This window comes from Collinsella sp. AF37-9, assembly GCF_003475115.1.
In the GTDB taxonomy this organism is placed as follows: domain Bacteria; phylum Actinomycetota; class Coriobacteriia; order Coriobacteriales; family Coriobacteriaceae; genus Collinsella.
Map to the genome: position 1 here is coordinate 11,262 of NZ_QROQ01000020.1, position 24,062 is coordinate 35,323.

At 56.8% G+C, this 24,062-nt stretch carries 18 protein-coding genes and 1 tRNA gene; 6 read left to right on the forward strand and 13 right to left on the reverse strand.

All coding sequences use genetic code 11. The annotated features are described in order from the left end of the window. Positions 1 to 370: 370 nt before the first annotated feature. From DW024_RS06870 to DW024_RS10440, 8 genes are all read right to left on the reverse strand, one after another. Positions 371 to 2,005 carry an ABC transporter ATP-binding protein gene (locus tag DW024_RS06870; protein ID WP_084591801.1) on the reverse strand — a complete coding sequence of 545 codons (1,635 nt, stop codon included), beginning with the start codon at positions 2,003 to 2,005 and terminating at the stop codon, positions 371 to 373. Continuing rightward, positions 1,989 to 3,287 carry a radical SAM protein gene (locus DW024_RS06875; protein ID WP_158572178.1) on the reverse strand — a complete coding sequence of 433 codons (1,299 nt, stop codon included), beginning with the start codon at positions 3,285 to 3,287 and terminating at the stop codon, positions 1,989 to 1,991. The genes DW024_RS06870 and DW024_RS06875 overlap by 17 nt, the downstream gene beginning before the upstream one ends. Positions 3,288 to 3,353: 66 nt before the next feature. Next, on the reverse strand, positions 3,354 to 4,142 hold the full coding sequence (locus DW024_RS06880; RefSeq protein WP_035137757.1) for a hypothetical protein: 789 nt from the start codon (positions 4,140 to 4,142) through the stop codon (positions 3,354 to 3,356). Continuing rightward, positions 4,139 to 4,957, reverse strand: coding sequence for a hypothetical protein (locus tag DW024_RS06885; protein ID WP_117564851.1), 819 nt, complete (start codon positions 4,955 to 4,957; stop codon positions 4,139 to 4,141). The genes DW024_RS06880 and DW024_RS06885 overlap by 4 nt, the downstream gene beginning before the upstream one ends. Beyond that, complete coding sequence (locus tag DW024_RS06890) at positions 4,957 to 5,877, reverse strand: ABC transporter ATP-binding protein (protein WP_035137759.1); 921 nt, start codon at positions 5,875 to 5,877, stop codon at positions 4,957 to 4,959. Before DW024_RS06890 ends, DW024_RS06885 begins: the two co-directional genes overlap by 1 nt. A gap of 701 nt (positions 5,878 to 6,578) precedes the next feature. Beyond that, positions 6,579 to 6,908 carry a helix-turn-helix transcriptional regulator gene (locus DW024_RS06895; protein WP_052044110.1) on the reverse strand — a complete coding sequence of 110 codons (330 nt, stop codon included), beginning with the start codon at positions 6,906 to 6,908 and terminating at the stop codon, positions 6,579 to 6,581. An 8-nt stretch (positions 6,909 to 6,916) separates the two neighbouring features. Next, positions 6,917 to 7,453, reverse strand: coding sequence for a hypothetical protein (locus DW024_RS06900; RefSeq protein WP_035137761.1), 537 nt, complete (start codon positions 7,451 to 7,453; stop codon positions 6,917 to 6,919). 327 nt (positions 7,454 to 7,780) lie between these two features. Then, the gene (locus tag DW024_RS10440) at positions 7,781 to 8,374 is read right to left on the reverse strand and encodes an ATP-binding protein (protein WP_084591805.1); all 594 of its coding nucleotides are present in this window, start codon (positions 8,372 to 8,374) and stop codon (positions 7,781 to 7,783) included. Between the two features lie 291 nt (positions 8,375 to 8,665). Between DW024_RS10440 and malQ the strand changes: the two genes are divergently transcribed. Further along, positions 8,666 to 10,243 (forward strand): 4-alpha-glucanotransferase, encoded by a 1,578-nt coding sequence (gene malQ / locus DW024_RS06910; RefSeq protein WP_255413757.1) that lies wholly within the window; start codon positions 8,666 to 8,668, stop codon positions 10,241 to 10,243. 128 nt (positions 10,244 to 10,371) lie between these two features. Next, positions 10,372 to 12,639 carry a glycogen/starch/alpha-glucan family phosphorylase gene (gene glgP, locus DW024_RS06915; RefSeq protein ID WP_118377316.1) on the forward strand — a complete coding sequence of 756 codons (2,268 nt, stop codon included), beginning with the start codon at positions 10,372 to 10,374 and terminating at the stop codon, positions 12,637 to 12,639. Positions 12,640 to 13,096: 457 nt separating this feature from the next. On the opposite strand, the gene DW024_RS06920 is transcribed toward glgP, so the two are convergent. From DW024_RS06920 to DW024_RS06940, 5 genes are all read right to left on the reverse strand, one after another. Beyond that, positions 13,097 to 14,296, reverse strand: a complete 1,200-nt coding sequence (locus tag DW024_RS06920) for an ABC transporter ATP-binding protein (protein WP_117584246.1) — start codon at positions 14,294 to 14,296, stop codon at positions 13,097 to 13,099. 68 nt (positions 14,297 to 14,364) lie between these two features. Then, positions 14,365 to 15,204, reverse strand: coding sequence for a carbohydrate ABC transporter permease (locus tag DW024_RS06925; protein WP_117584245.1), 840 nt, complete (start codon positions 15,202 to 15,204; stop codon positions 14,365 to 14,367). Continuing rightward, entirely contained in the window at positions 15,204 to 16,058 is an 855-nt protein-coding gene (locus tag DW024_RS06930) for a carbohydrate ABC transporter permease (RefSeq protein WP_055252174.1), read from the reverse strand. Before DW024_RS06930 ends, DW024_RS06925 begins: the two co-directional genes overlap by 1 nt. A gap of 87 nt (positions 16,059 to 16,145) precedes the next feature. Beyond that, complete coding sequence (locus DW024_RS06935) at positions 16,146 to 17,462, reverse strand: ABC transporter substrate-binding protein (protein WP_055252173.1); 1,317 nt, start codon at positions 17,460 to 17,462, stop codon at positions 16,146 to 16,148. Positions 17,463 to 17,768: 306 nt separating this feature from the next. Next, complete coding sequence (locus tag DW024_RS06940) at positions 17,769 to 18,488, reverse strand: GntR family transcriptional regulator (RefSeq protein ID WP_117638177.1); 720 nt, start codon at positions 18,486 to 18,488, stop codon at positions 17,769 to 17,771. Positions 18,489 to 18,712: 224 nt separating this feature from the next. On the opposite strand from DW024_RS06940, the gene DW024_RS06945 reads away from it, so the two are divergent. From DW024_RS06945 to DW024_RS06960, 4 genes are all read left to right on the forward strand, one after another. After that, a complete protein-coding gene (locus DW024_RS06945) occupies positions 18,713 to 21,163 on the forward strand; it encodes a PTS transporter subunit EIIC (protein WP_117786870.1) in 2,451 nt (816 codons plus the stop codon). Positions 21,164 to 21,290: 127 nt separating this feature from the next. Then, on the forward strand, positions 21,291 to 22,304 hold the full coding sequence (locus tag DW024_RS06950; protein WP_089573618.1) for a polyprenyl synthetase family protein: 1,014 nt from the start codon (positions 21,291 to 21,293) through the stop codon (positions 22,302 to 22,304). Between the two features lie 139 nt (positions 22,305 to 22,443). Beyond that, positions 22,444 to 23,349 (forward strand): peptidoglycan-binding protein, encoded by a 906-nt coding sequence (locus tag DW024_RS06955; protein ID WP_187361857.1) that lies wholly within the window; start codon positions 22,444 to 22,446, stop codon positions 23,347 to 23,349. Positions 23,350 to 23,387: 38 nt separating this feature from the next. Beyond that, positions 23,388 to 23,462, forward strand: a tRNA-Gln gene (locus DW024_RS06960). Positions 23,463 to 24,062 lie beyond the last annotated feature (600 nt).

The window sequence follows — 24,062 nt, forward strand, 5'->3', positions numbered from 1 at the left end:
AACGTCGCCAAGGTCTTCGCCCTGCTTGTCTTGCCAAGGCCCTCCCGGATGAAGATTGAATTGCCTGGCTCATCGCAGCCGAGCGCGACACGGCCTCTACCCGAGACCATCATCTCTACACATAGCCCATCATTCGACAAGAACGCGCAGTTTGTCCTGCATAGGCGCATGGTGTCCCCCTCCGCCGCAAGAGGTGAGCAAAAGAGAGGCTCCCCTCGCCACTACCGGACAAAGGGACCTCTCTGGGGAAACACGCTATAAAACCTTCTTGCCGGGCGGTCGAGTACAGCACCGACGGCGTACCCGTGGAGACCTACCCAGAGCCCACGCCATTTCAAGTTTCTTGGTCTTCAACGCCACAATCCGATAATCATCCAGCCGTCGAAATGACCTCGTCACAGGCGGCAAGCATCTCCTCGTCATGAGTGACAACGATTACAATATGGTCTCTCTTAATTTCATGAAGCAATTTGATCAGCGCGCCTCGACTCTTCGCATCAAGTGCTGAGGTCGGTTCATCAAAAAGCATAACGTCCGGCGATTTCAACAGCTGTCTCACAATTGCAATCTTTTGCTTCTCGCCGCCGGACACCCCTCCTTTCCCGCCGTCAAGCATCGCCGTTGCCCCGTTCTCCACAGAAGCAACCATTTCGTCTAGCCCCAATATGACAAGCATCCGATTCAGCTTATCCATCTCGTAATCATCAGAAAGCAGCGTAAGATTATCGAGAATCGTCCCCTCAACGATAGGGGGTTCTTGCTCCGTAATGCTGACTCGACACCGCCGCAATGCATATCGATCGATGCAACGCTGTGACACCCCGTTGTAGCGAACGGCCCCTTCTGTGTCATCTGGATATAGCCCCAATATCACCGACAGCAGCGAGCTCTTCCCCGAACCATTCGGCCCCGAGATTCCATATAGCCGACCCCTGGAAAACGCGAGCCCCTCAATGCTTAACGCGACCCTTTCCGCCCCTGGATAACGTAGCTTGATGTTCTCTAGACGGATTTCCTCAATCGGACCAAGCGCCAATTTGCCATTCGCTTCCACCGGGACATCCCAAATTCTTTTCAGCCGCTCATAGCATACGCGATTAGTCTGGTAATCCCTTCCCCAGCCCAACAAATACTGTACCGCTGAGCTTAAGTTCGAATAATATCCAACAGCAGTCACGAGAAAACCAGGCAACAGTCTCCCGCCCATCACTTCAACCGCGCCCACAGCAAGAAGACATCCTTGAGCGGCGGAAGCGACCAACGCGTTGCCAAAGGTAAATCTAGACCCTACTTCCTGATTTGCTCTCATCGTTGGATAGAGCCCATTAAAAGCTTCGACCAGTACAGCGCGGGACCTATCGAACAAAGCATGTTTGCGGATGAAATCAACTTTCTCCAACTGATCTTGTAGACAGGAAAAAAACCTCGCGCTCTGCTCTTGTACGTCAAAACTTCTCTCAAACAGCCTTGCGCGTGAAACCGCATAAAAAGCGGCACTCGCTGCCGCAAGAACAAGGCAGACCACACTCAACTTGATATTCAGGCTACCGAGAACAAACAGGGCGGACAAAAGGGTGATAACGTTGCTTGAAACCCCCACAACCGAGTTGATTACGAAGATGACAAGGTCATTAGCGTCGTGATTGATTTGCTGGTTATAATACGACGCGTTGAAGCCCTCGAAGAATGCCTGGGGAAGGTGCTTCACGTGCTCAAGCGTATCCGCATTTAAGCCGAACCCCGCATGCGACTGAAGGTTGATGTACAGCATCTCTGAGCAATACACTAGTCCCGCTCGAACCGCTTGGACCGCAACCAAAATAAGGCAACAAACGAGAACGGCGGCAAGATCGGCGCTGGCCGGCATCGCCAATCGGTTTACCACTATGCCGGTAAGAAAGGGACCCGCAAGCGCAAGCAGCCCGACCAAAACTGTTACGACAAGATAGGCGTAGAATCGACCGCCCAGTATATATTTTCTACAGAGATTAAGCATCAGCCTCATTTTGCCCCGCACCCCGTTTTGCCGTATTCATCATCTGGGAGAGCAGCATTTTTTGCTCGGCATCATACCGGAAGGAAACGCAACGTTTCCCCTCACCGTTTAAGGCGTGGTTGGGGCACCCTCCCATGCACATGGGAAAAGCAAAGCACTCTTGGCATTCCGGGTCATCCGGCTCATATGCCATCCAGTTAATCATGTTCTTGCTCAACATTGGCGGCTCGAAAATAGTTCCGACCCTCCGCTCCTTCATTCCAGTGTCATCCCAGCACTTATACAAATCTCCGACGGGATCAACCACGTACGAGTTGATTCCAACGGCGCAACATATCCCGAAATTCGTCCCACCAAAAGGTTGAACTTTGAAGCCCCGCGCAATTGCCCTTTTATAAAACTCAGTCTCCTCATACGAGAACTCTTTTACAGTAAAGCAGTGGCTGTCGTTCGCACATACCTGATTGATATCGTCAACAGGGGCTAAATAGAAGTGAACCTTATTCATCAGGCCATTTAGCTCGAGATAATCCAATAGCTCTTGAGCGGCCTCGATGTTGGTCTTGTCGACGTTGCTCCTTATCGAAATATCGATGATGTCGGCACACTCTTTGACGTTCTTGAGAATACGTTCGTATGTAGGGCTTCCGTCGTGAAGAATCCTTCTCGAATCGTGATCCGACTTCGATCCATCTATAGTCACTTGCGCGCTCGTCACACCACATGCCGCGAGCCTCCTTGCAACATCAGGCGTCAGCAGATAGCCATTTGTCACTATCGATGCGGAATATTCACACGTTGGCCCCACGACATCTTTCAGATCCGACGTAATCCGTTCGATCATCTTCATTCCGAGCAGAGGCTCGCCGCCGTACCATCCAACTGAGAGACTTGCGATACCAGGATAGTAATCTTTCACGAACTTGGAGAGCTGTGTCAAAACCTCCTCGCCCATCGTCGTGTACGCCTGTCCCTTTTCATAGCAGTAGGGACAGCAAAAGTTGCAAGCCATCGTTGGCGCAATGGTAAGGGACAGAGCAGTATTCGCAAAGCGCGCGGCGCGACTTTGCAACCTGATCTCCCCAAGCTCGTCCCTCTCCTCATTGACTAGGATGCCTCCCCTTATCAGCTCCGCGACAAGATCATCGGCATCCCGAACGTCCCCTTCTTGAATCCTTTTGAATTTCTGCGCGTATTCCGGATTTAACGACAGGATGCCGCCGGTTCGCGCATTCATGATAAGAAGACTTCCGTTATGTTCATGCACCACATTAAATTGCGACAGTTTCACTTCGCACCATCTCCATTTCCAACCAAATCCATATCGACCCTCAGACGCTGCGCATACGCCAGCGCACTACCTTCTTCGATAAAAACTGCACGAAAGCAGCAATAGACATGCGAGCGACACGATGACCGCATGGCCGCATGCAGCCATCAGGACCGTCCCGCCGGCAGCCCCGCACGCCCTCATCCAATAAGCCATGTGAACCGGGGGTAAAACGGTTGGGAAACTCATCGCGATAACAAGGCCCGCGAACGTTGCGACCAGCAAGGCTCCCGACACAAGAGATCTGATCCTGAACACCTCATATGCAACCGCAACCATCAGCGTATAAGCGGCGTCTATAACGATATTCGACAGGAGTGCCGAGGTCACATTACCAACCGTAAGGCTGTCTAGACCGCTTCCGGAGCACACGGCAAAGACCGCAGCGACACCGAGAGTAAACACGATGTAGGGGCACAGCGTATACACTTCGCAAGCCAATGTCTTTGCCGCAAACAGCTGCCAGCTGCGGAAGCCCCGAGCAATCGAAACTCCCCTTGCCGACACGCTCGTCGCATCACCGAATAGCGTCCCCGCCACAACAACAGAGACGATTGGGAAGAACACCGTATGCGCCATGGAGACGACACTTAGCCAGGAAGAGATACCCGTTGGCCCAACCCCTATCGAGAAAAGATAGCCCGGATCGGCGGAAAAGCCAAAGAACTGGCCCTCTCCCCCTGCGGAGACCCATGCGCCGGACCCGGCAAACACATAAATCCCCGCGATGCCCAAATACATCAGCGCTATTATCACGGCGAGTTTCATTCTCCTTGCGCGGAACAGTTCCGCCCTGACCGACATCCCAAGATTCATCGAACCGCCGTCCTTACAAATAGCGAGACGAGCGCAACTCCAACCGACACAAGCACAGTGCCGCCCGCATACAGCAAAACCTGAATTACACCAACATTCTGCATACTCAGGGAACACAGGTTCATCAGGTAATACACGGGCGAGAGCATGAGCAGCAAGCTGGGCTGACCGCTTCCGTATGTACTTGGGAACCACACCATCACAAATGTCGAAACCGCTATTGCAACGACGCTGCTCGCCACCACACTCCTCGTGAGCAAATACAGGGCGAAGGTAGCGGCGTACATCGAAATGAGCAGCAGCGCGATCATCAGCGCAATCGATACAAATTGGGCAAACCCTGAGCACGAGGCCCCAACGTCCCATTGGGCCATCTTGGTTAAATACAGCGCAGTCGTAGAAAGAAGATACACGGCACCGACCAGAGTGCAGTTCACCAACAGCTTCGTGATCACAATCGCCGCCTGCGACACCCCTCGCGATCTCGATACGGCGTAAGCCACGGATTCAAAGTCTCTCGACGTAGCGTAAACCGCGTAGAGAATCGTCACCGGAATCCAGACCACTGTAGACGCAAAAGACGTCCGGGCAACAGAGCCCAAAACGTCCCCTGCATCCACTAGGTTTCCAATAAAACCTATAGCCCCTCCAAGCGTATACGGGTCATCACCGGCGACCATGATCAGCACCTCAGACGAAGTCGCAGCCGCAACCACATACAGCACAGCCGCAAGCGCAATCATCAGAGCGGTCGCCGGGTGCCTGGCGAGCAACCATACCTCGCTCCGAAAAGCTGAGATGAACTCGCGTTTCATCACAGCTCGCTCTCTCGACCGATGAGCTCCGAATAAAACTCCTCAAGGCTCTTCCTATGAGAATACGCCTCCGCAACCCTCACACCTGCGGTCGAGAGCGCTTCGATTGCAATGCCCCGCCCTTCCTTTTTCTCCTCATAGCGCATAAGGACGCTGCCGTCCGGCAGAAAAGAATGTGAGGTCTCATCTCCGAGAACCGATCTCGTTCGCTCCAGATCGTCCACATGCAACACGAAACCACCGCGGCATGACTTTTCCAGCTGAGGTGCGGTCATCCTTCGAATGAGGCGACCATGACTTATGAAGAGGTAATCAGTTGCCAGCTTGTGCATCTCCTCAAGATTGTGGCTGGATACGAGAATCGTTTTACCTTGATCTTTGTTAAGATGCGTAAGGATTTTTCTTACTTCGACTATCCCCATCGGATCCAGGCCGTTTGTCGGCTCGTCCAGGATCAACAGCTCCGGATCGCCCAGCAACGCTATGGCCAGATCGAGACGCCTCCTCATTCCCATTGAGAAGTTCTTCACTTTCTTCCCGCCGGCCTCCCCCAAACCGACGGTTGATAACACACCGTCGATGGAACGATCGGTGGGAAGCCCCCACTCAATACAGCGAACGACCAAGTTGTCTCGCGCGGTCAGATTAGGATACGAAGCATTGAGGTCGGGCATATAACCCAGCCTTTCCCTGCAGCTCCGTATTTCACGTCTCCCGGTTTGCCCAAACATCGAGATCGTTCCTGACGATGGCTCCGAAAGCCCCGTGATCAATCGAATTAACGTGCTCTTGCCGGCACCATTCTCCCCAATGAGTGCACACAGCTCGCCTTCCATTAAAGAGAACGAGACTGATTTAACCGCTTCAAACCCGCCATATCTCTTGGATATGGCACGCAATTCAACTGGGACTTCCCGCATGGACGACATCCTCCCCGTCAATAAAAAGGGACGACATGGCAATTGTGCGGGGTTATAGGTAACGTCGGTTCGCCCCCCATATTGCAATGCCACATCGCCCCTCAGGCGCTGCTGGCCAAAATATCTTTGAACAGTCTGTGCACGCCGTACGGCGTGCACTATCCGCTTTTAGCGGATAGTGCACTCCTGTGAAGAACACTTGGTGCTGCAGCTGCCGTGCGCGTAAAAGAAGCAATTGCTGCACATGGGCTCAGCCCCGGCTGACGGCTCGGTAATCCATTCCATTTCATTCCCCTCCTTTCGCGGTAGAAAGCCAGTTCATCTCTGCCCCCTAGAAACGGAACGTGCAGGACTGATTGGGGCACCTCTTCGTGCATCCCCCGTGCGCGTAGAAGAAGCAGTTGCCGCACGCGGGTGCAACGCCTTCCTCCGGCTCGTTAATCCAATCCATCTCTCCCTCCTTTCCTTGCATACCGAATTGATAATGTTATTCTAATTCGATATGTATCATATTTCAATATAAGCTTATTTATATATTACACAAGGTAAGCACCCCCCTGCATCCAGCACAGGAAATGACTCTCTCGTTCCCCAGTGACGCGGCGAGAAATACAGGCCACTGCAGGACGTTGAATGAACAGCCCGTGAAAACCGTTGTTTTCACGGGCTGCACCTGCTCAATACTTTTTTATTCTCCAGCCTCAGTCGTCTCTAAGATCGACCACGTAAACATGATCTGACTCCAGGACCGGGTCATCACCCGTCGCGGTCGCCCTGCTCAGCGCGTTGCGGGCGCGCCGCGTCGCCAGTTCCTCAAGTTCTCTTTCGTTGACGCGCTTAATAAGATCGCCAGGCTGGCAATCAAGCTCTACGCAAATATCCAGCAATGTCTTTAACCTAATTGCCTTCACCTTGCCATTTCGTATTTTTGAGATACTTGCCGGTGTGTGCCCGGTCGCCCGAATGATATCCGTACTCGTCTTTCCGCGTCGAAGCAATAAGCTTTCAAGCTCAATAATCAGATAGTCCATGCCGCCCCTCACACCAAATCCTCGGTCTGGTCTTGAAGCAGAGCTCCGTAGCGCCATATCGCAGAAATCGAGAAGCAGCAAACGGCCCCCAGCACAGCACCAATATCTATGGGCAGGGCCAGGTTTTCAAACATCGAATAGGCGTTCCCCAGCAAGTCGAAGGGGCCAATCACTATCGAAAGAAACCCCGGAGAAAACAAGAGGTCACCTATTGCCGCTGCAACAAACAGCCACCCGATAATCGAGATTCTTCGAGCATGCGAAAGGGTAAAGGGCGATTCGCCATGAGCCATGTCCATGCTGATTCCCCGCAGGGTCCATGTGGCCCCTCCGGAAATCAGAAGATACATCAAAGGAACCACTACGGAAACCGTCTTTGATGGATCATATAGGTTTCCTTGAGCAGCCATAAGCCCAATGGAAATAACCACCACCACCGAACAGCAACACACCGCTATAAACAGCGCCGTAAACAGAATCCCAAGCCTTCTTCCGAGAGTCATCATCTTCTGGATGGACTTATCGATCTTCTGGGCGCTATTCACCACAGCTCCTCCTAAAGCAATCAGAGGTCTTCTTACTTACTGTTTTTCCTACATTGTAACGAACTCGATAAGAAGAGGGTCGCTTCACGCCGCGCAATCCCGAACTCCAAGCGTTTCTCATCAGCATTGCCCATCTTTCGAGTCGAAATTCAAATCCAGTTTCTTATCGCATGCTGAAATCAACCCGAACTGGATGTGACTGGAAAACAGCGCGCTGCGTCGGTCGCGCTTTCCCGAGCGACTCTGGCACAACAGACGATATGAGTTGAACATTGGGGCCTCTCCCCTTGCAGCTCTCTCGTGGGTCGGGCGACAATGGTCGTACCATCAACCGCGGCCGCGCGCTGCGGGCCCTCGGCCTCGGCTGCGTCGTCGGGGCGGTCCCGAAGATGCACCGGCCCGCGGCCGACCGCGGCCGCAAGAACGACCGCCGCGACGCCGAGTGGCTGGCACGCATGCTGGCGCGCCGCAACGTCGTCGAGGTGTGGGTCCCCGACGAGCGCCCTCGAGGACGCGCGCGACGACCTGCAACACGCCAAGCAGCGGATGTCGAAGTTCCTGCTGCGCCACGGCCTCGTCTTCGACGAGACGACGCCGGCCGGCAGGCGCAGGGGCGCCTGGACGGGGGCCTACTGGGACTGGACGGAGTCCCTCTCCTTCGACGAGCCCGACGACGCCGCGGCCTACGAGCACTACATGGACGGAAATGACCTGGTAGAGAACCCTCGCACCGTCTACGTCGCAGGGGACGTAGACGAACTCGTCGAGCACGAGCAGCCTCGCGGGCGACACGTCGTTCAACAGTTTCGACAGCGTTCCCTTGCGCTTCGCGTTGCCGAGCTCGAGAACCAGCTGCGCGGTCTGCCAGAACCTGACCGACATGTCCGCGGCGACCGCGCGCATCGTGAGGGCGACTGCCATGCGCGTCTTGCCGCGCCTGGACTTACCGAAGAAGACGAGGTCTTCGCGCGATTGTTTGTGTCAACGGCCAACTGAATGTGAACCCTTCTTGCATTGTTGCAACCTGGCTGGCAGCCGGTCTTTAATGACGACGACCATTGTCGCCCGACCCACAAAAGAGCCGCAAGGGGAGGAGCTCCCAATGTTCAACTCATATCGTCTATGGCGCACTACCATTCACCGAAAGTCGGCAACTTTTTCATTCTCTCTATACATGTTTAAACAACATGTTCTACAATAGGGACAATAGCAATGGAAACTCGGGACGAGCCGTCTATCCATCTACGGCGCAGCCCCTTATTCAAAAGGACGGTGAGTGCATCCATGGAGCGTGCAAGCGGCGTTCTGATGCCCGTTTCGTCATTGCCCGGACCTTACGGTATCGGCGGCTTTGGCTGGAACGCCTATGACTTTGTCGATTTCCTCGCCTCGTGCAAACAACATTACTGGCAGATTCTCCCCCTTACGACAACGAGCTATGGCGACTCGCCCTATCAGTCGTTCTCGGCCCGTGCGGGCAACCCCAATTTCATCGACTTTGCCGAGCTTATCGAGGCCGGCTATCTGGAGCAGTGCGATATCGACGGCGTGTACCTGGGCTCCGACCCCAGCAATGTCGACTATGGTGCCATCTTTGGTGGCCGTCGTCAGATTCTCGACCGCGCCGCCGAGCGCTTTGCCGCCGACAAGCCGGCCGACTTCGACGACTTTGTCCAAGCAAACGAAGACTGGCTCATCCCCTACTGCGAGTTCATGACCGTCAAGGAGGAGTGCGGTCTCAAGGCCTTTTGGGAGTGGCCCGCAGAGCTCCGTACCCGCGGCGAGGCTTCTGCCAAGGTCTGCGCCGCCCATCCCGCGCGCATGCTCTACCACCAGATGACGCAGTACTTCTTCAATCGTCAGTGGAGCCGCCTCAAGGCCTATGCCAACGAGCGCGATATCCTCATCATCGGCGACCTGCCCATCTATGTCTCGCGCGACTCCGTCGAGATGTGGGCCACGCCCGAGCTCTTTAAGATCGACGCCGCCGGTAATCCTGTGAGTGTCGCCGGCACGCCGCCCGACCAGTTCTCGGCCACCGGCCAGTACTGGGGCAATCCCATCTACGACTGGGACGCCATGGAAGCCGACGGTTTCTCCTGGTGGGAGGGCCGTATCCGCGCCGCCCTCGACATGTACGATGTCATCCGCCTGGATCACTTCCGCGGCTTCGAGGCCTATTGGGAGGTGCCGTTCTCCTCGCCTGATTCGTCCTACGGTTCGTGGACGCAGGGTCCCGGCCTCAAGCTCTTCAAGACACTCGAGGAAAAGCTCGGCACGCTGCCCATCATCGCCGAGGACCTGGGCTTCCTCACCCCCGGCGTCATCGATATGCGCGACAACTCGGGCTTCCCCGGCATGAAGATCCTGCAGTTTGCCTTTGAGGGCACCAACTCGTACTACCTGCCGCACAACTACATTGCCAACACCGTCGCCTACGTGGGCACTCACGACAACGAGACGGCACGCGGCTGGTTTGAAGGAACGGCTACCCCGCGTCAGCGCGAGCAGGCGGCCCTGTACACCCACCAGCAGGCAGGCGAGCCCATGGCCGATGCACTCAACCGCGCCATCGCCGCCAGCGTAAGCGATACCTGCATCTACACCATGCAGGACCTGCTCAACCTGGGCAACGAGGCGCGCATCAACACCCCTGCCACGCTGGGCGGCAACTGGACCTGGCGCATGCTCGACGGCGCCATCACCCGCGAGCTCGAGCACAAACTCACCGACTGGACCGAGACCTACTTCCGCATCCCGTCGGAAGCCGAAATCGAGCTTCCTCAATAGGAGCTACCGCGCCCGACCCCTCCCCACCGTGCGGACGCGCTTGCTTACCCGCGCGAGGCCACCCCAATCCCCTCGCGCGGGATTCTTATGAATTGCAGACATGTAATCAACCCATTACAGGAGGAAACATGCCCCAAATTAACCTCATGGAACTCGCCGAGCAGTCTTTTGGCACCTCGCTCGAGCAGCTCGACGACCGTCGCATTTACAAGCTGCTGGTCAAACTCGTGCAGGAGCGCTCCGCCGCCTGCCCGCTCAACAACGGCAAGAAAAAGCTCTATTACATTTCCGCCGAATTTTTGATCGGCAAGCTGCTCATCAACAACATGATCGACCTCGGCATCTACGACGAGGTTAAGGACCAGCTCACCGCCGCAGGCCACGACCCCAACAAGATCGAGGAGTTCGAGGTCGAGCCGTCGCTCGGCAACGGCGGCCTGGGCCGCCTGGCCGCATGCTTCCTGGATTCCATCGCCACGCTGGGCTTGACCGGCGATGGCGTGGGCCTCAACTATCACTACGGCCTGTTCCGTCAGCGCTTTGTCGACAACCAGCAGAAGGCCGTCCCCGACGAGTGGCTCGGTGAGCAGGACATCCTAGTCGACGACGACCGCTCCTACACCGTCGAGTTCGGCGATTTTGCCGTTACCTCCAAGCTCGTCAACATCGACGTGCCCGGTTACGGCCAGCCCACCAAGAACCGTCTGCGCCTGTTCGACCTGGCGAGCGTCGACGACGGCCTGGTCCCCGGCAGCTCCATCGACTTCGACAAGACCGAGATCGCCAAAAACCTCACCTTGTTCCTCTACCCCGACGATTCCGACGAGCAGGGCCGCCTGCTTCGCATCTACCAGGAATACTTCATGGTGAGCAACGCCGCCCAGCTTCTGATCGACGAGGCCATCGAGCGCGGCAGCAACCTGCACGATCTGGCCGACTACGCCGTGGTCCAAATTAACGACACGCACCCCACCATGGTCATCCCCGAGCTCATTCGCTTGCTCACCACCGAGCATGGCATCGAGTTTGACGAGGCCGTGACCATCGTACGCTCCATGGTCGCCTACACTAACCACACGATTCTTGCCGAGGCGCTCGAGAAGTGGCCGCTCGTCAGCCTGCAGAAGGTCTCCCCTGCCATCGCCGACATTATCGTCAAGCTCGATGAGATCGCGAAGGCCGAGCACGATGACCCGCGCGTCGCCGTCATCGACGAATACGACACCGTCCACATGGCCCACATGGACATCCACTTTGGCTTCTCCATCAATGGCGTAGCCGCCCTCCACACCAAGATCCTGGAGGACACCGAGCTTCATCCGTTCTACGAGATCTATCCCGAGAAGTTCTCCAACAAGACCAACGGCATCACCTTCCGCCGCTGGATCCATGGAGCCAACCCCGCGCTCGCCAGCCTGCTCGACGATGTAATCGGCACCGACTGGCGCAGCACCGGCGATCTGAGCAAACTCGCCAAGTTCGCCGACGACAAGGACGTTCTTGAGCGCCTGGCCGCCACCAAGGTCGAGGCCAAGGCCATCATGCGCCAGTTCATGGCGCTCGAGCAGGGCGTGACCATTCCCTCCAACGCCATCATCGACGTCCAGGTCAAGCGCATCCACGAGTACAAGCGTCAGCAGATGCTCGCGCTCTACATCATCTGGAAGTACTTCGATATCAAGAACGGCAACAGGCCTAAGCACCCTGTCACCATCATCTTTGGCGGCAAGGCGGCGCCTGCCTACACTATCGCGCAGGACATCATCCATCTGATCCTGACGCTGTCGCAGTGGATTGCAAACGACCCCGACGTGGCTCCTTACCTGCAGGTTGTCATGATCGAGAACTACAACGTCACCGCCGCCGAGCGCGTGATCCCCGCCGCTGACATCTCTGAGCAGATCAGCCTGGCCTCCAAGGAGGCGAGCGGCACCTCCAACATGAAGTTCATGCTCAACGGCGCCCTAACCCTGTGCACGCTCGACGGTGCCAACGTGGAGATTGCCGAGCTTGTGGGCGACGAGAACATCTATACCTTTGGTGCCTCGTCCAAACAGGTCGAACAGCTCTACGCCGACGGCACCTACGATGCCGGCGCACTCTACCGCAAGCCAGGCATTAAACTGCTGGTGGACTTCATCACCAACCCGGCCTTTATGGCGACCGGCAATGCCGAGCGCCTGCAGCGCCTGCACGACGACATTAAGGGCAAGGACTGGTTTATGGCCCTGCTTGACATTGAGGAGTACATCCAGACCAAGGAGCGCGTGCTGGCCGACTACGAGGACCAGGACGCCTGGATGCGCAAGGCGCTCATCAATATCGCCAACGCCGGCACCTTCTCGTCCGACCGCACCATCTCCCAGTACAACGACGAGATCTGGCACCTGAACTAATTTCGCTTCCCTTACCCATCCTCTTGAGAAACGGAGTCGTGGCAACACGGCTCCGTTTTTTGTGCCCGCACGTTACCCTGTGATCCGACTCGGCCAAACAATCTCGATCCGTAGCAATTACTCAACCAAAACGGTCCCAGCCGTTACAGATTGAGACATACCGGCCCCTCCCCTCGGGTTTATCTCAATCTGTAACATCTAGCAGGTGAAATTCGCCTTTGGTGTTACAGATTTAGATGAAATGGTTAGCTCAGCGGAACCGTCTCGATCTGTAACATCTAACGTCCGAAATCGGCCCTATCCGTTACAGATCGAGACAAACGACCGGTCAGACAGTCCCAACACAAAGAAAGGCTCCCCTCTCGCCCAGTGGACGGGAGGGGAGCCTTATATGTGACCGCGGCAAAAGGATGGCAAAGCCGCAGTCGCCCAAAGGGAGGGCCTGGATGCACCGGGCCTAGATAAGGTTCTTGCCAGACACCTTATCGAAGAGATGAGTCGCGTTCTTCTCGAACTTGAACCAGATGGGGTCGCCAGCCTTGAGCGCGCCCTTGGCCTCGAGGTCGACGACGGGGATAATCAGGACAAACTGGCCGTCGGGAGCGGTCACGTGGACATGCTCGGTCGAGCCCATGAGCTCGGTCACCTCGACGGTGCCCTGGAGCGCACCCTCCTCGCCCTTGTCGGCAAGCAGGATCTGCTCGGGGCGCACGCCGGCCGTAATCTCCTTCACGTCGCCGCCGTCCCAGTTGAGGGCAAGCTGAGCGCAAGTCTCCGGGGCGAGCGCCACGTTCATATCCTCGGTCTTGACAGTAAAGCCGTTGCCCGAGCGCACCAGCTGGGCATCGAAGAAGTTCATCTGCGGCACGCCGATGAAGCCGGCGACGAAGATGTTCGCGGGATGGTTGAAGACCTCCTGCGGCGTGGCGATCTGCTGGACGACGCCGTCCTTCATGACCACGATGCGGTCGCCGAGGGTCATAGCCTCGGTCTGGTCGTGGGTAACGTAGATGAAGGTGCCCTTGATCTCGTGACGCAGCTTAATGAGCTCGGCGCGCATCTGGTTACGAAGCTTGGCATCCAGGTTGGACAGCGGCTCGTCCATCAGGAAGACCTTGGGGTCACGCACGATGGCGCGGCCGATGGCGACGCGCTGGCGCTGGCCGCCAGAGAGCGCCTTGGGCTTACGGTCGAGGTACTCGGTAATACCCAGGATCTCGGCAGCGGAGCGAACCTTGCGGTCGATCTCGTCCTTGGGGACCTTCTTGAGCTCAAGCGTAAACGCCATGTTCTCGTACACCGTCATATTGGGGTACAGAGCATAACTCTGGAACACCATGGCGATGTCGCGGTCCTTGGGCGCCACGTCGTTGACGCGCTTGCCATCGATGAACACATCGCCGGAGGTGATGTCCTCCAGGCCGGCGACCATGCGCATCGTCGTGGACTTACCGCAGCCAGAAGGGCCAACGAGGACGATGAACTCCTGGTCGTGAACGGTGAGGTTGAAGTCCTCTACAGCGAGCACACCGTCCTCGGTAACCTTGAGGTTGTGCTTCTTCTCCTCGGTCTTCTTCTTTTTGCCAAAGAAGCCCTTCTTTTTTGACTCGTTGTTGGGATACACCTTCTGAACATGTTTGAGAACGATCTCGGCCATGTCTTTACCTTTCGATACGCGGCGCCGCGCTGAGAGGCGCCGCCAAAACTTGCAAAACAGTTACGGCATCAGCCCTTGACGGCACCTGCCACCACACCGTCGATGATGTACTTCTGGCAGAAGATGTACATGATGACGATGGGGATGACGACCATCATGATGCACGCCATCATGGGGCCGAGCTCGACGTGGCCATAGCCGCCACGGAAGTACTGGATCAAGATAGGAATGGTCTTGTACTTGGTGGAGTCGAGCGTAAGGTAGGGCAGCAGATAGTCGTTCCAGACCCACATGGTCTCAAGGATGCCGACCGAAAGATAGGTGGGCTTCATAATGGGAAGGACGATCTTAAAGAACACTTGGACCGGGTTGCAGCCGTCGATCATGGCCGCTTCCTCAATCTCGAGCGGGATGTTCTTGACGAAGCCGGCGAACATAAAGACCGCGAGGCCCGCGCCAAAACCAAGGTAGATGAAGCAGATGTTAAACGGCGTGTTAAAGCCGATGCGGTCCGCGAGGTTGGACAGCGTGAACATGAGCATCTGGAACGGTACGACCATCGAGAAGACGAACAGGTAATAGAAGAAGTTCGAGATCTTGCTGTTGACGCGCACCACGTACCAAGCGCACATGGAGCAGCACACCAGAATCAGCACGACCGACGTGACCGTGATGATGAGCGAGTACATAAACGCCGAGGCAAAGCCCTGCTCGTTCAGAGCGTGCACGTAGTTTGCGAGGCCGTTGAACGTCTCGGGCGTGAGCAGATCGAACGCCGTGGTGGTGCTGATTGCGGTCGCTTTCTTAAAGGAATTGAGCGCAATCATGAACACGGGGTAGATCCATGCGAGCGACAGGATCGTAAAGAAGATCGAGAGCGCGCGGTTGATAGCCTTATCGCGTTTCATTACTGCTGCACCTCCTTGGACCTCGTGGCCTTAAGCTGGATCATAGAAATAGCGACAACCAGGATGCAGAAGATAACTGCCTTGGCCTGACCGATGCCCTGCCATGCGATGCCAGCACGCGAATAGAACGTGTTGTAGATGTTCAGGGCGAGCATCTCGGTGGAGTGCGCCGGGGCGCCACCGGTAAGGGCGAGGTTCTGGTCGAACAGCTTAAAGCCGTTGGTGATGGACAGGAACAGGCAGATGGTGATGGTCGGCATCAGGTTGGGGATCTTAACCTTCCAAAACGTCTGCCATGCCGTAGCGCCATCGACCTTGGCGGCCTCGATGTAGTCAGACGGAATGGACTGCAGACCGGCGATGTAGATGATCATCATGTAGCCGACCTGTTGCCACAGGGTCAGGATGATAAGGCCCCAGAAGCCAGCGGCGGAGTTGAGGGCGATAAGCTGGGCACCCACGTTGGAGAGCAGGCAGTTGATCAGAATCTGCCAAATGTAACCCAGTACAATGCCGCCAATCAGGTTAGGCATAAAGAAAATCGTACGGAAGATGTTGGTGCCCTTGAGCGCCTTGCGAGTGAGCGCCTGCGCAATGGCCAGCGCGATCACGTTGATGAGCACCGTCGACAGGAAGGCAAACGCCACGGTAAAGAAGAACGACGTGGAGAACTGCGGATCGGACAGCGCGCGCACGTAGTTCTCGATACCGACAAAGTGCGCGTTATTGATGGTAATAAACTGGCAGAACGAGAGATAGAAACCCTGGATAAAGGGAATCACGAACCCGATCATAAACGCCAGGCACGTGGGCAGCATAAAGAGCGGCCACCAGCGCTTGAGTGCTTTGCCCATAGAAGGGTCCTTTCAATATGCAGGGGGCGGGCAAACCTACGTCTGCCCGCCCCCTGTCGCTAATCAGATAGCTTGGGCAGCAACTGCTTACTCGGAAGCAGCCTTCTCGGTCTTCCAGCCATCGACGAAGGCGTTCTTGACGCCGTCCCACTTGGTGTTGTCGGCAGCATAAGCGATGAGAGCCTGCTTGAGGTTCTTCTTCCACTCCTCGGAGGGGATGTAAACGAAGTCCCAAGCGACGGTCTTCTTGCCGTCCTTGGCCATAGCAACGGCCTGCTGAGAGAAGACGTTGGTGGTCTCCTTAGCGCTCTTGAACGGGGCGGTCAGACCCATCTTGTCAGCGATGATGCTGGTGGCGGTGTCAGAAGTGACGCACCAATACATGAAGTCCTCGGTGGCCTTCTGGGCATCCTCGGAAGCCTGGGAGCTGACGCACCAGTAGTTCTCGCCGCCGGAGCACAGGCCCTGGTTCTCCTCGCCGTCGACGCCGATGTAGATCGGCAGCATGCCGAGCTGGTCGTCGGTCATACCGGCCTTGGTGAGGTCGGCGTAGGCCCAAGAGCCGTTCTGATAGAAGACGGCCTTGCCGGTTGCGAACTCGTTGGTGGCGTCGTCACCGGTCTTGGAGGCGAGCTGCGAAGGATCGCAGGTGGAGTCGGTGATATACAGGTCGAAGATCTGCTTAAAGTTGTCGAGATACTCGCCCTTGATCTCGTCGTCCTCCTGATTGTGCTCCTTCTCGAACTCGTAGTAGAGCGGGAGGTTGGCGAGGTGCGTGGTGTAGCGCCAGCTGGAGGAGTCATCCATACCGGCGGAAGTGAAGGCACCGTCAACGCCGAGCTCGTCCTTGCGGGCCTGGATGTCATCGGCGCAAGCCTTCAGCTTGTCGAAGGAGTTGATGTCCTCGGCCTTGTAGCCGGCCTTCTCGAGGAGCTCCTTGTTGTAGATGATGCCGTAGCTCTCCTGAACCCAGTCGATACCCAGATCCTTGCCGTCGGACTGCAGCGCCAGGGAGTCGTCGATGAGCTCGCCGCGGAGCTTGGTGTCGGAAAGATCGGCGCAGTAGTCCTTCCAGTTCTTAAGGCCGGTGGGGCCGTTGACCTGGAACAGCGTCGGAGCGGAGCTCTTGGACATCTCGGACTTGAGCTTCTCCTCGTAGGTGTTGGAGGCGGCGGTCACGATCTTGACCTCGACGCCCTTCTCCTTCTTGTACGCCTTGGCGATCTCCTTCCACTCCTTGTCGACCTCGGGCTTGAACTGGAGGAAGTAGACCTCGGCAGCGTCACCAGAAGCAGAGGAGCCAGAGCCGGCAGAACCACCGCAGCCCACGAGGCCCAGACCAAGAACCGCAGCCGCGGAACCAGCAAAGCCCAGGAACTGCCTTCTGCTCATTTCGTTCTTCATTACAATCCACCCTTTCACACCGTGGCGGCACCCTTTGCCGCCGCCTTCGGAGATTGGCTCGGGGACTTTGCCCCTTTTGCTGACTTGTACAATACGCTATTTGGCTAGTTGTTTGAACAAGTATTACTAGAGCGGTAGAAAAACTTCGGTGAACGGTAATTTCGACTTGATACTTGACAAGTTTTGTATAAACAATTATTTGTTATCGAATGCAGAGAAAACGCCCGATCAAGCCGATGCATCGTCGGTTTGACCGGGCGTTTTCGCTTTGAGGGCATGAGTCTCGTCAGGCTGCGAGCTAGCCGGCTATCGCTTGGAATTGACGCGGTAATGGAAGATCTCGGGGTGTGTGCGGGCATGCGTGACCTCGAACAAGATGCCGTCCGAGGTGTACGACTGGCTCTCCATAACGGCGACGCAGTTGTACTTGCCAAGGTCCAGATAGCTGCAGTCCTCATCGTTGGCGAGCTCGACACTCACCGTACGGCGGCTCGCCATCACTTTGATGCCGCGCTTGTGCTCCAGATAGCCGTAGATAGAATCCGCCGCGATCTCGGGGGTCAGGCCCTTGGCGATCGACGCCAAAAAGTAGCCGTGGTCCACTTGGCGCGCGCTGCCGTTGAGGCTTCGGACACGCACGACGCGAATCAGCTCCTCGCCCACCTTAAAGCCCAGGCGACGAGAGAGTTGCTCAGTGCAAATCAAATGTTCAAAAGACTTGACCTCGGTCGATGCGACGGCATTGTTGCGTTTTGCGAACTCGCCAAACGACTCAACCTCTTCGAGTGCGCCCAGCATATCGGTTTCGCCCTTAAGCCAAATAACGCGCACGCCCTTGCCGTGTATAGGCTGCACAAACATCTGGTCGGCCAGCATGCTCAAGGCGCGTCGAACGGTATTGCGCGTGCAGCCAAACTCCGCGGTCAGCTCGGCTTCGGTTGGCAGCATCTCCTGAAACGCATAGGTCCCGTTGATGATGCGCGAACGGATCTCGCGGTAGATTCCTTCGTAAATCGCTTTTGGCATGATTTCACCTCTAATGAATATGTATGGCTAGGCACGATAGCATTTCTTAAAGTTGTTTAAACCGATTATCGGTAAAGCACGGATTATTTACCGTCGACGGTTCCCCCGAAACCCAAATCGGACCGAATCAAAACCGTCAATGCGGCAAGCAGCCAGTCCTCTACAATGAGTTCATTGTTTAAACGTTCTTGCTCGCACAGCATGTTGCATCCGGAAGGCATATTATGCTGCAGAAAATCCAACGCTTTGGCGGAGCCATGTTCGCGCCCGCCATGCTGTTTTCTATATCAGGCCTCATGGTCGGCATCTCCGCCCTCGCCACGACCGTAGACATCGTCGGCGATCTCGCCGTATACGGAACCCCTTGGTACGTTTTCTGGACCATCATCCAGCGCGGCTCGTGGACGGTCTTTAAACGTCTCCCGCTCCTTTTTGCCGTAGCGCTGCCTATCGGCCTTGCCCAAAAGCAACCGGCGCGCTGCTGCCTCGAGGCACTCGTGGCCTATTTTGCCTATTGCTTCTTTTTGAGCGAGATCATTAAGCTGAGCGGCGACAACCTTGGGCTTAAGTACCCATCATCTTTGACCCCCGCCAGCGGTATCACCGTCATCGACGGCATCAAGACGCTCGACACCGGCATTATCGGCCCGCTGGCGGTATCGGCAACCGTCGTCGCCATCCATGACCGTTTCTACGATGCCAAGGTTCCCGATTGGCTCGGCACCTTCTCGGGTTCCTCGCTGGTCTACCTCATCAGCTTTTTTGCCGTGTTTGCCCTTGCCGCCATCTCGGCCGCCATCGTGCCCTTCGCATACGCTGTGACCGAAACGCTGCGCCACGCACTTGCGGGCGTCGGCCCCTTCGGCGTGGGCATCTTTGTGTTTTTGGAGCGAGCGCTCGAGCCCATGGGGCTGCACCATCTGCTCTATATGCCCATATATTACGACAATCTGGTCATTCACGACGGTATTTACGCCACGTGGACCAACCTGCTCCCCATTCTCTCCCATAGCACGCGCCCTTTAAATGAACTTGCGCCCTGGGCAGGTTTTACCGCCACCGGCTGGGGCAAGCTCTTTGGCCTTCCCGCCATCGCGGCAGCATTCTATTTCACCGCCAAACCCGAACGCCGCGCCGGCCTTAAAGTCATCCTTTTGCCCGCCATCGTCGCCTCGGTGGTCTGCGGCGTCACCGAGCCGCTCGAGTTTCTCTTTATGTTCACCTATCCTGGACTCTTTTTGCTCTACGCCGTCCTATCCTCCTGCCTTGCCATGACCATGAACTTCTTCGGTATCGTCGGCATCTTCTCGGGCGGTCTCATGGAAATGACGGCCTTCAACTTCATCCCACTCATGCGAATGCATGCCGGCTCCTACCTTTTGGCGCTCGGTATCGGTCTTGCCTTTAGCCTCATCTTTTTTGTTAGTTTTCGAGCACTCATCTTGGTCTATGACCTTAAGACGCCGGGCCGCGAGGATCATGTCTCCAATCGCGCGGCAATCGATCGTTTAACGGGAAGCGGCTTTGCCAAAGAGCAATCTCCCAATGGCGAGGTCAGTATTCAATCCGATCAAGATCACGTCCTCGCTGAGCGGGTAATTCAGCTTTTAGGTGGCGTTGGCAATATCGTGGGCGCAACCAACTGCGCCACGCGCCTGCGCGTCGAGGTCGCAGACCCTTCCATCGTTGCAGATAATGCGTCGTTTGTCGCGGTGGGCGCCAAGGGCCTCATCATTACGGGCAAGACCGCCCAGGTGATTATTGGCATCTCCGTTCCCCGCGTTAAAGAGCATTTTGACCAGATCATGGGCCTCGAGCCGGGATTTGTGCCCACCACCTCGGCCTCCCCTGCCGCCAGCGCAGCCCATAAGCGCGGCGATATCTGCTTCTTCGATATCGACGGAACACTCGCCTGGCAAGACCCTCGAGTGGCACAAGAGCTTCCCGAGAGCGAGCGAGACCTCTCCCCCTATCCCAATGAAGCGGTCTCGCAAGCCATCCGTGATTTTGTCGCCAAGGGCAATATGGCGTTTATCTGCACAGGGCGCACGCTGAGCTGCATCCATCCAAAGCTGCTCGAGCTGCCCTGGACCGGCATCGTCTGCCTCGCGGGTGGCTATGTCGAACTTGAGGGACACGTGATTCGCGATTTGGCGATGACGCCCGGCATGCTGCAGCGCCTTGCTCCCATTCTTGAGCAATCGGACGAAGTGATTCGTTTTGAGGGACTCAATGGCGTCGTTCGCATGAGTGCCGATGCGCCCGACGCTCCGGGATACGCCCGCACCGTGGGCGATGCAATTACGCAGCTGCAACATTACAGCGCCTACAAGATCTTAATGTCCACGTCGCTTGCCAACCGCATCGCTCAGGATCAAGCGTTTGAGCCGCTGCTCTGCTTTAACGAGCTCGAGCTCGAAGTGACCGAGATTTCGCCTCGCGAATGCACCAAGCGCGAGGGTATCCAGTCCGTACTCGACGCCCTCGATCCCCACCACGGAACCGTATACGGCATCGGCGACGCCAGCAATGACGTCTCGCTGATGAACGCCGTCGATGTCGGTATCGCCATGGGCAATGCGCCGGACTTCCTCAAGGAAAAGGCCGACTATGTCACCGACAGCATCGACCACGACGGCGTCGTCACCGCGCTCGAACACTTTGGGCTTATCTAGCCAAGCCCCTACCGCACTTGCGGCCGCATGGACCAATCGTCTTCAACCGCCGCGCTCGACGCCCTAATGTGGCAATATGTTGTCTGCATAATGCAACAATGCAACCTATCAAAGAATGCGAGAACCCGTGTCCAGTCCGTTTACCAGCTTTTTAGCCCAGCACTTTGACCAGATTAACGACTATCTGGCCACGTTCTTTGACGGACAGGCGACTTCCGCCGATATCGAGCGCTACCTGTATACCCCGCTCTCGGCATTTACGGCAAACGCTGGCAAGCGCCACCGCCCGCTCATCTGCATGCTCGCCGCCACTGCGGTAGGCGGCAGCTTTGAGAGCGCCCGCAGCGCAGCGGCGGCCATCGAGCACTTTCAGTCGGGCGCACTCATCCACGACGACATCGCCGACAACGGGCAGATTCGTCGCGGCAAGCCCTGCATGCACCTTACCGAGGGCACCGGTCTTGCCATCAACTGCGGTGACCTGGCGCTCACCATGGTCACCAAGACGGTTCTCGACGACCCCACACTCAACGCAGACGTGAAGCTTCGCGTGCTCCACGAGCTTACCGAGATGATCGTCCGTACCATCGAGGGCCAGGCGCTCGACCTGGGCTGGGTCCGCGACGGGCGCTTTGACATTTCGGTCGACGATTATCTGGACATGGCGACGCACAAGACCGCGTACTACAGCGGAGCGACGCCGCTTGCCGCCGGAGCCATTATCGGCGGCGGCAGCGAAGAGCAGATTGAGGCACTGCGCGCCTTTGGGCTGCACACGGGCCTTGCCTTCCAGATTCAAGACGACCTGCTCAACTTGATCGGCACCAAGGAGGCCGCCAACAAGGACTTCCGCACCGATATCACCGAGGGCAAGCGCACCCTCGTTGCCGTGCATGCCCTGTCAGACGAGCGCTATCACGACGAGATCGAGGCAATCCTTTCCTCGGGCACCGAGGACCCTGCGCAGCTCGCACGCGCCGTGGAGATCTTCCAGGAGACCGGCTCCATCGATTACGCCCACACCTATGCGCTCGACCTGACCGCTAAGGCCAAGGCCGCTATCGAAGGCGTCGAGCTCGACCCGCATGCGCGCGAGCTCTTCCTCTCAATGGCAGATTTCTTTGTGGAGCGTCTTAACTAGCGGGGGTCATAAAACCTGTGGGCAGCGAGTTTGGGTACAAGTTGCTACACTATTGAGTGCATGTTTATAAATTGTCTCGCGTTGTCTATCCGACACACGCTCAAAATAGTACGAATGGTACGCCGAAAGGGGTTCGTTCATGGAACCTATTACCACGGGCATGCAGGGAGCAGCCGTCGAGGATGTTCAGTCCCGCCTTCTGCAGCTCGGCTATACAATCGATGACGCCGAGGTTGTCGACAAGCGCTTTGGCACCACCACCGAGCAGGCCGTCAGCACCTTCAGGCTCGACAGCGGCCTTGCTGCCGGTCATGCCGTCGATATCCCCTGTTGGAGCGCCCTGGTCGACGCCTCGTATAAGCTGGGCGACCGCACCCTGTATCTGCGCATGCCCAATTTCCATGGCGCCGATGTGCAGGCCCTGCAGCGCGCTCTCAACGTTTTGGGCTTTGCCTGTGGCGAAGACGACGGCTACTTTGGTCCGCATACCGAGGCCGCCCTGCAGCAGTTCCAGGAAAATGTCGGCCTGTTTGCCGACGGCATGGCCTTCCAGGACACCTACGCCTACATCAACCGCCTGCACCATGTGTGGGAGGGCAAGCCCTCGGTCACCGAAGCCGAGTCCCGCATCGGTTTTGCTCGCGCCGCCAACGTGCTCGAGCGCTTCCAGATCGCCGTTATCGGTGAGGACCCCATCGCACGCAGCGTTGCTTCGCGCATGTGGAACATCGCCACGGCAACGACCGACAACAGCGGCATGATGCTCTGCGACTCCGAGGTCCCAACCGACGTTGACCTGGTGCTCGAGATCGCAAGCGACGAGCTGCCCGCCGACGCCGCGCCACGCGCCACGATTGCCCTCGCCGAGTGCCACAACCTGGCCCAGCGCATCCGCACCGCCAATGTCGCCGCGCAGCAGAAGCCGGCTCGCATTCGCATTGAGCTCACGGGCATGACGCGCTACAACGGCACCTTCACGGCCAGCGACGCGCAGACGCTCGCCGTACGCCTACTCGACGGCGTTTGCGATGCCCTCGCAGATTAGGTAAACTAGACGAGTTGCTTTTGGGCAACACCACACATTGGGACGTAGTTCAACGGTAGAACTCCGGTTTTTGGTGCCGGCTGTTGGGGGTTCGAATCCCTCCGTCCCAGCCATTAAAACTGAGCGCCCTAAGCCCATAACGGCCCAGGGCGCTTTCTTGTGGGCAAGCGGAGGAATTCGAACCCGCAAGGGTGCGGAGCTGAGGAAACGCGAAGCGTTTTCCAGCGCAGCACGCAAGGAGCGAAGCGACGCAGCGGGGCGCGGCCGCCGCAGGCAGACGCGGTGTCGGCACTTGGGGACGCTCCTAAGTGCCGACATTATAGGAACGTCCCCAAGTGCCGGCTCGGGACTATTTTCGAGGACCCTCCGAAGGACTGTGGCCAAAAAACGGCAAATATGAGTACTGTTACCGTTGTAGCTACATTATTTTCGTTAATAAAAGAAGATCTTAATGAGATTTATTCGCATCAAGGTCTTCCTTTAACGAACACTTGAGGAGATACGGCAGCTTATCTGCTCGATCGACACGTCAAATCACCTTAAATGTGGTCAAAATTACTGCTACTAAAAGAGTATCAGTACTCATATTTGCCGTTTTTTGGCCACAGTCCTTCGGAGGGTCCTCGAAAATAGTCCCGAGCCGGCACTTGGGGACGTTCCTATAATGTCGGCACTTAGGAGCGTCCCCAAGTGCCGACACCGCGTCTGCCTGC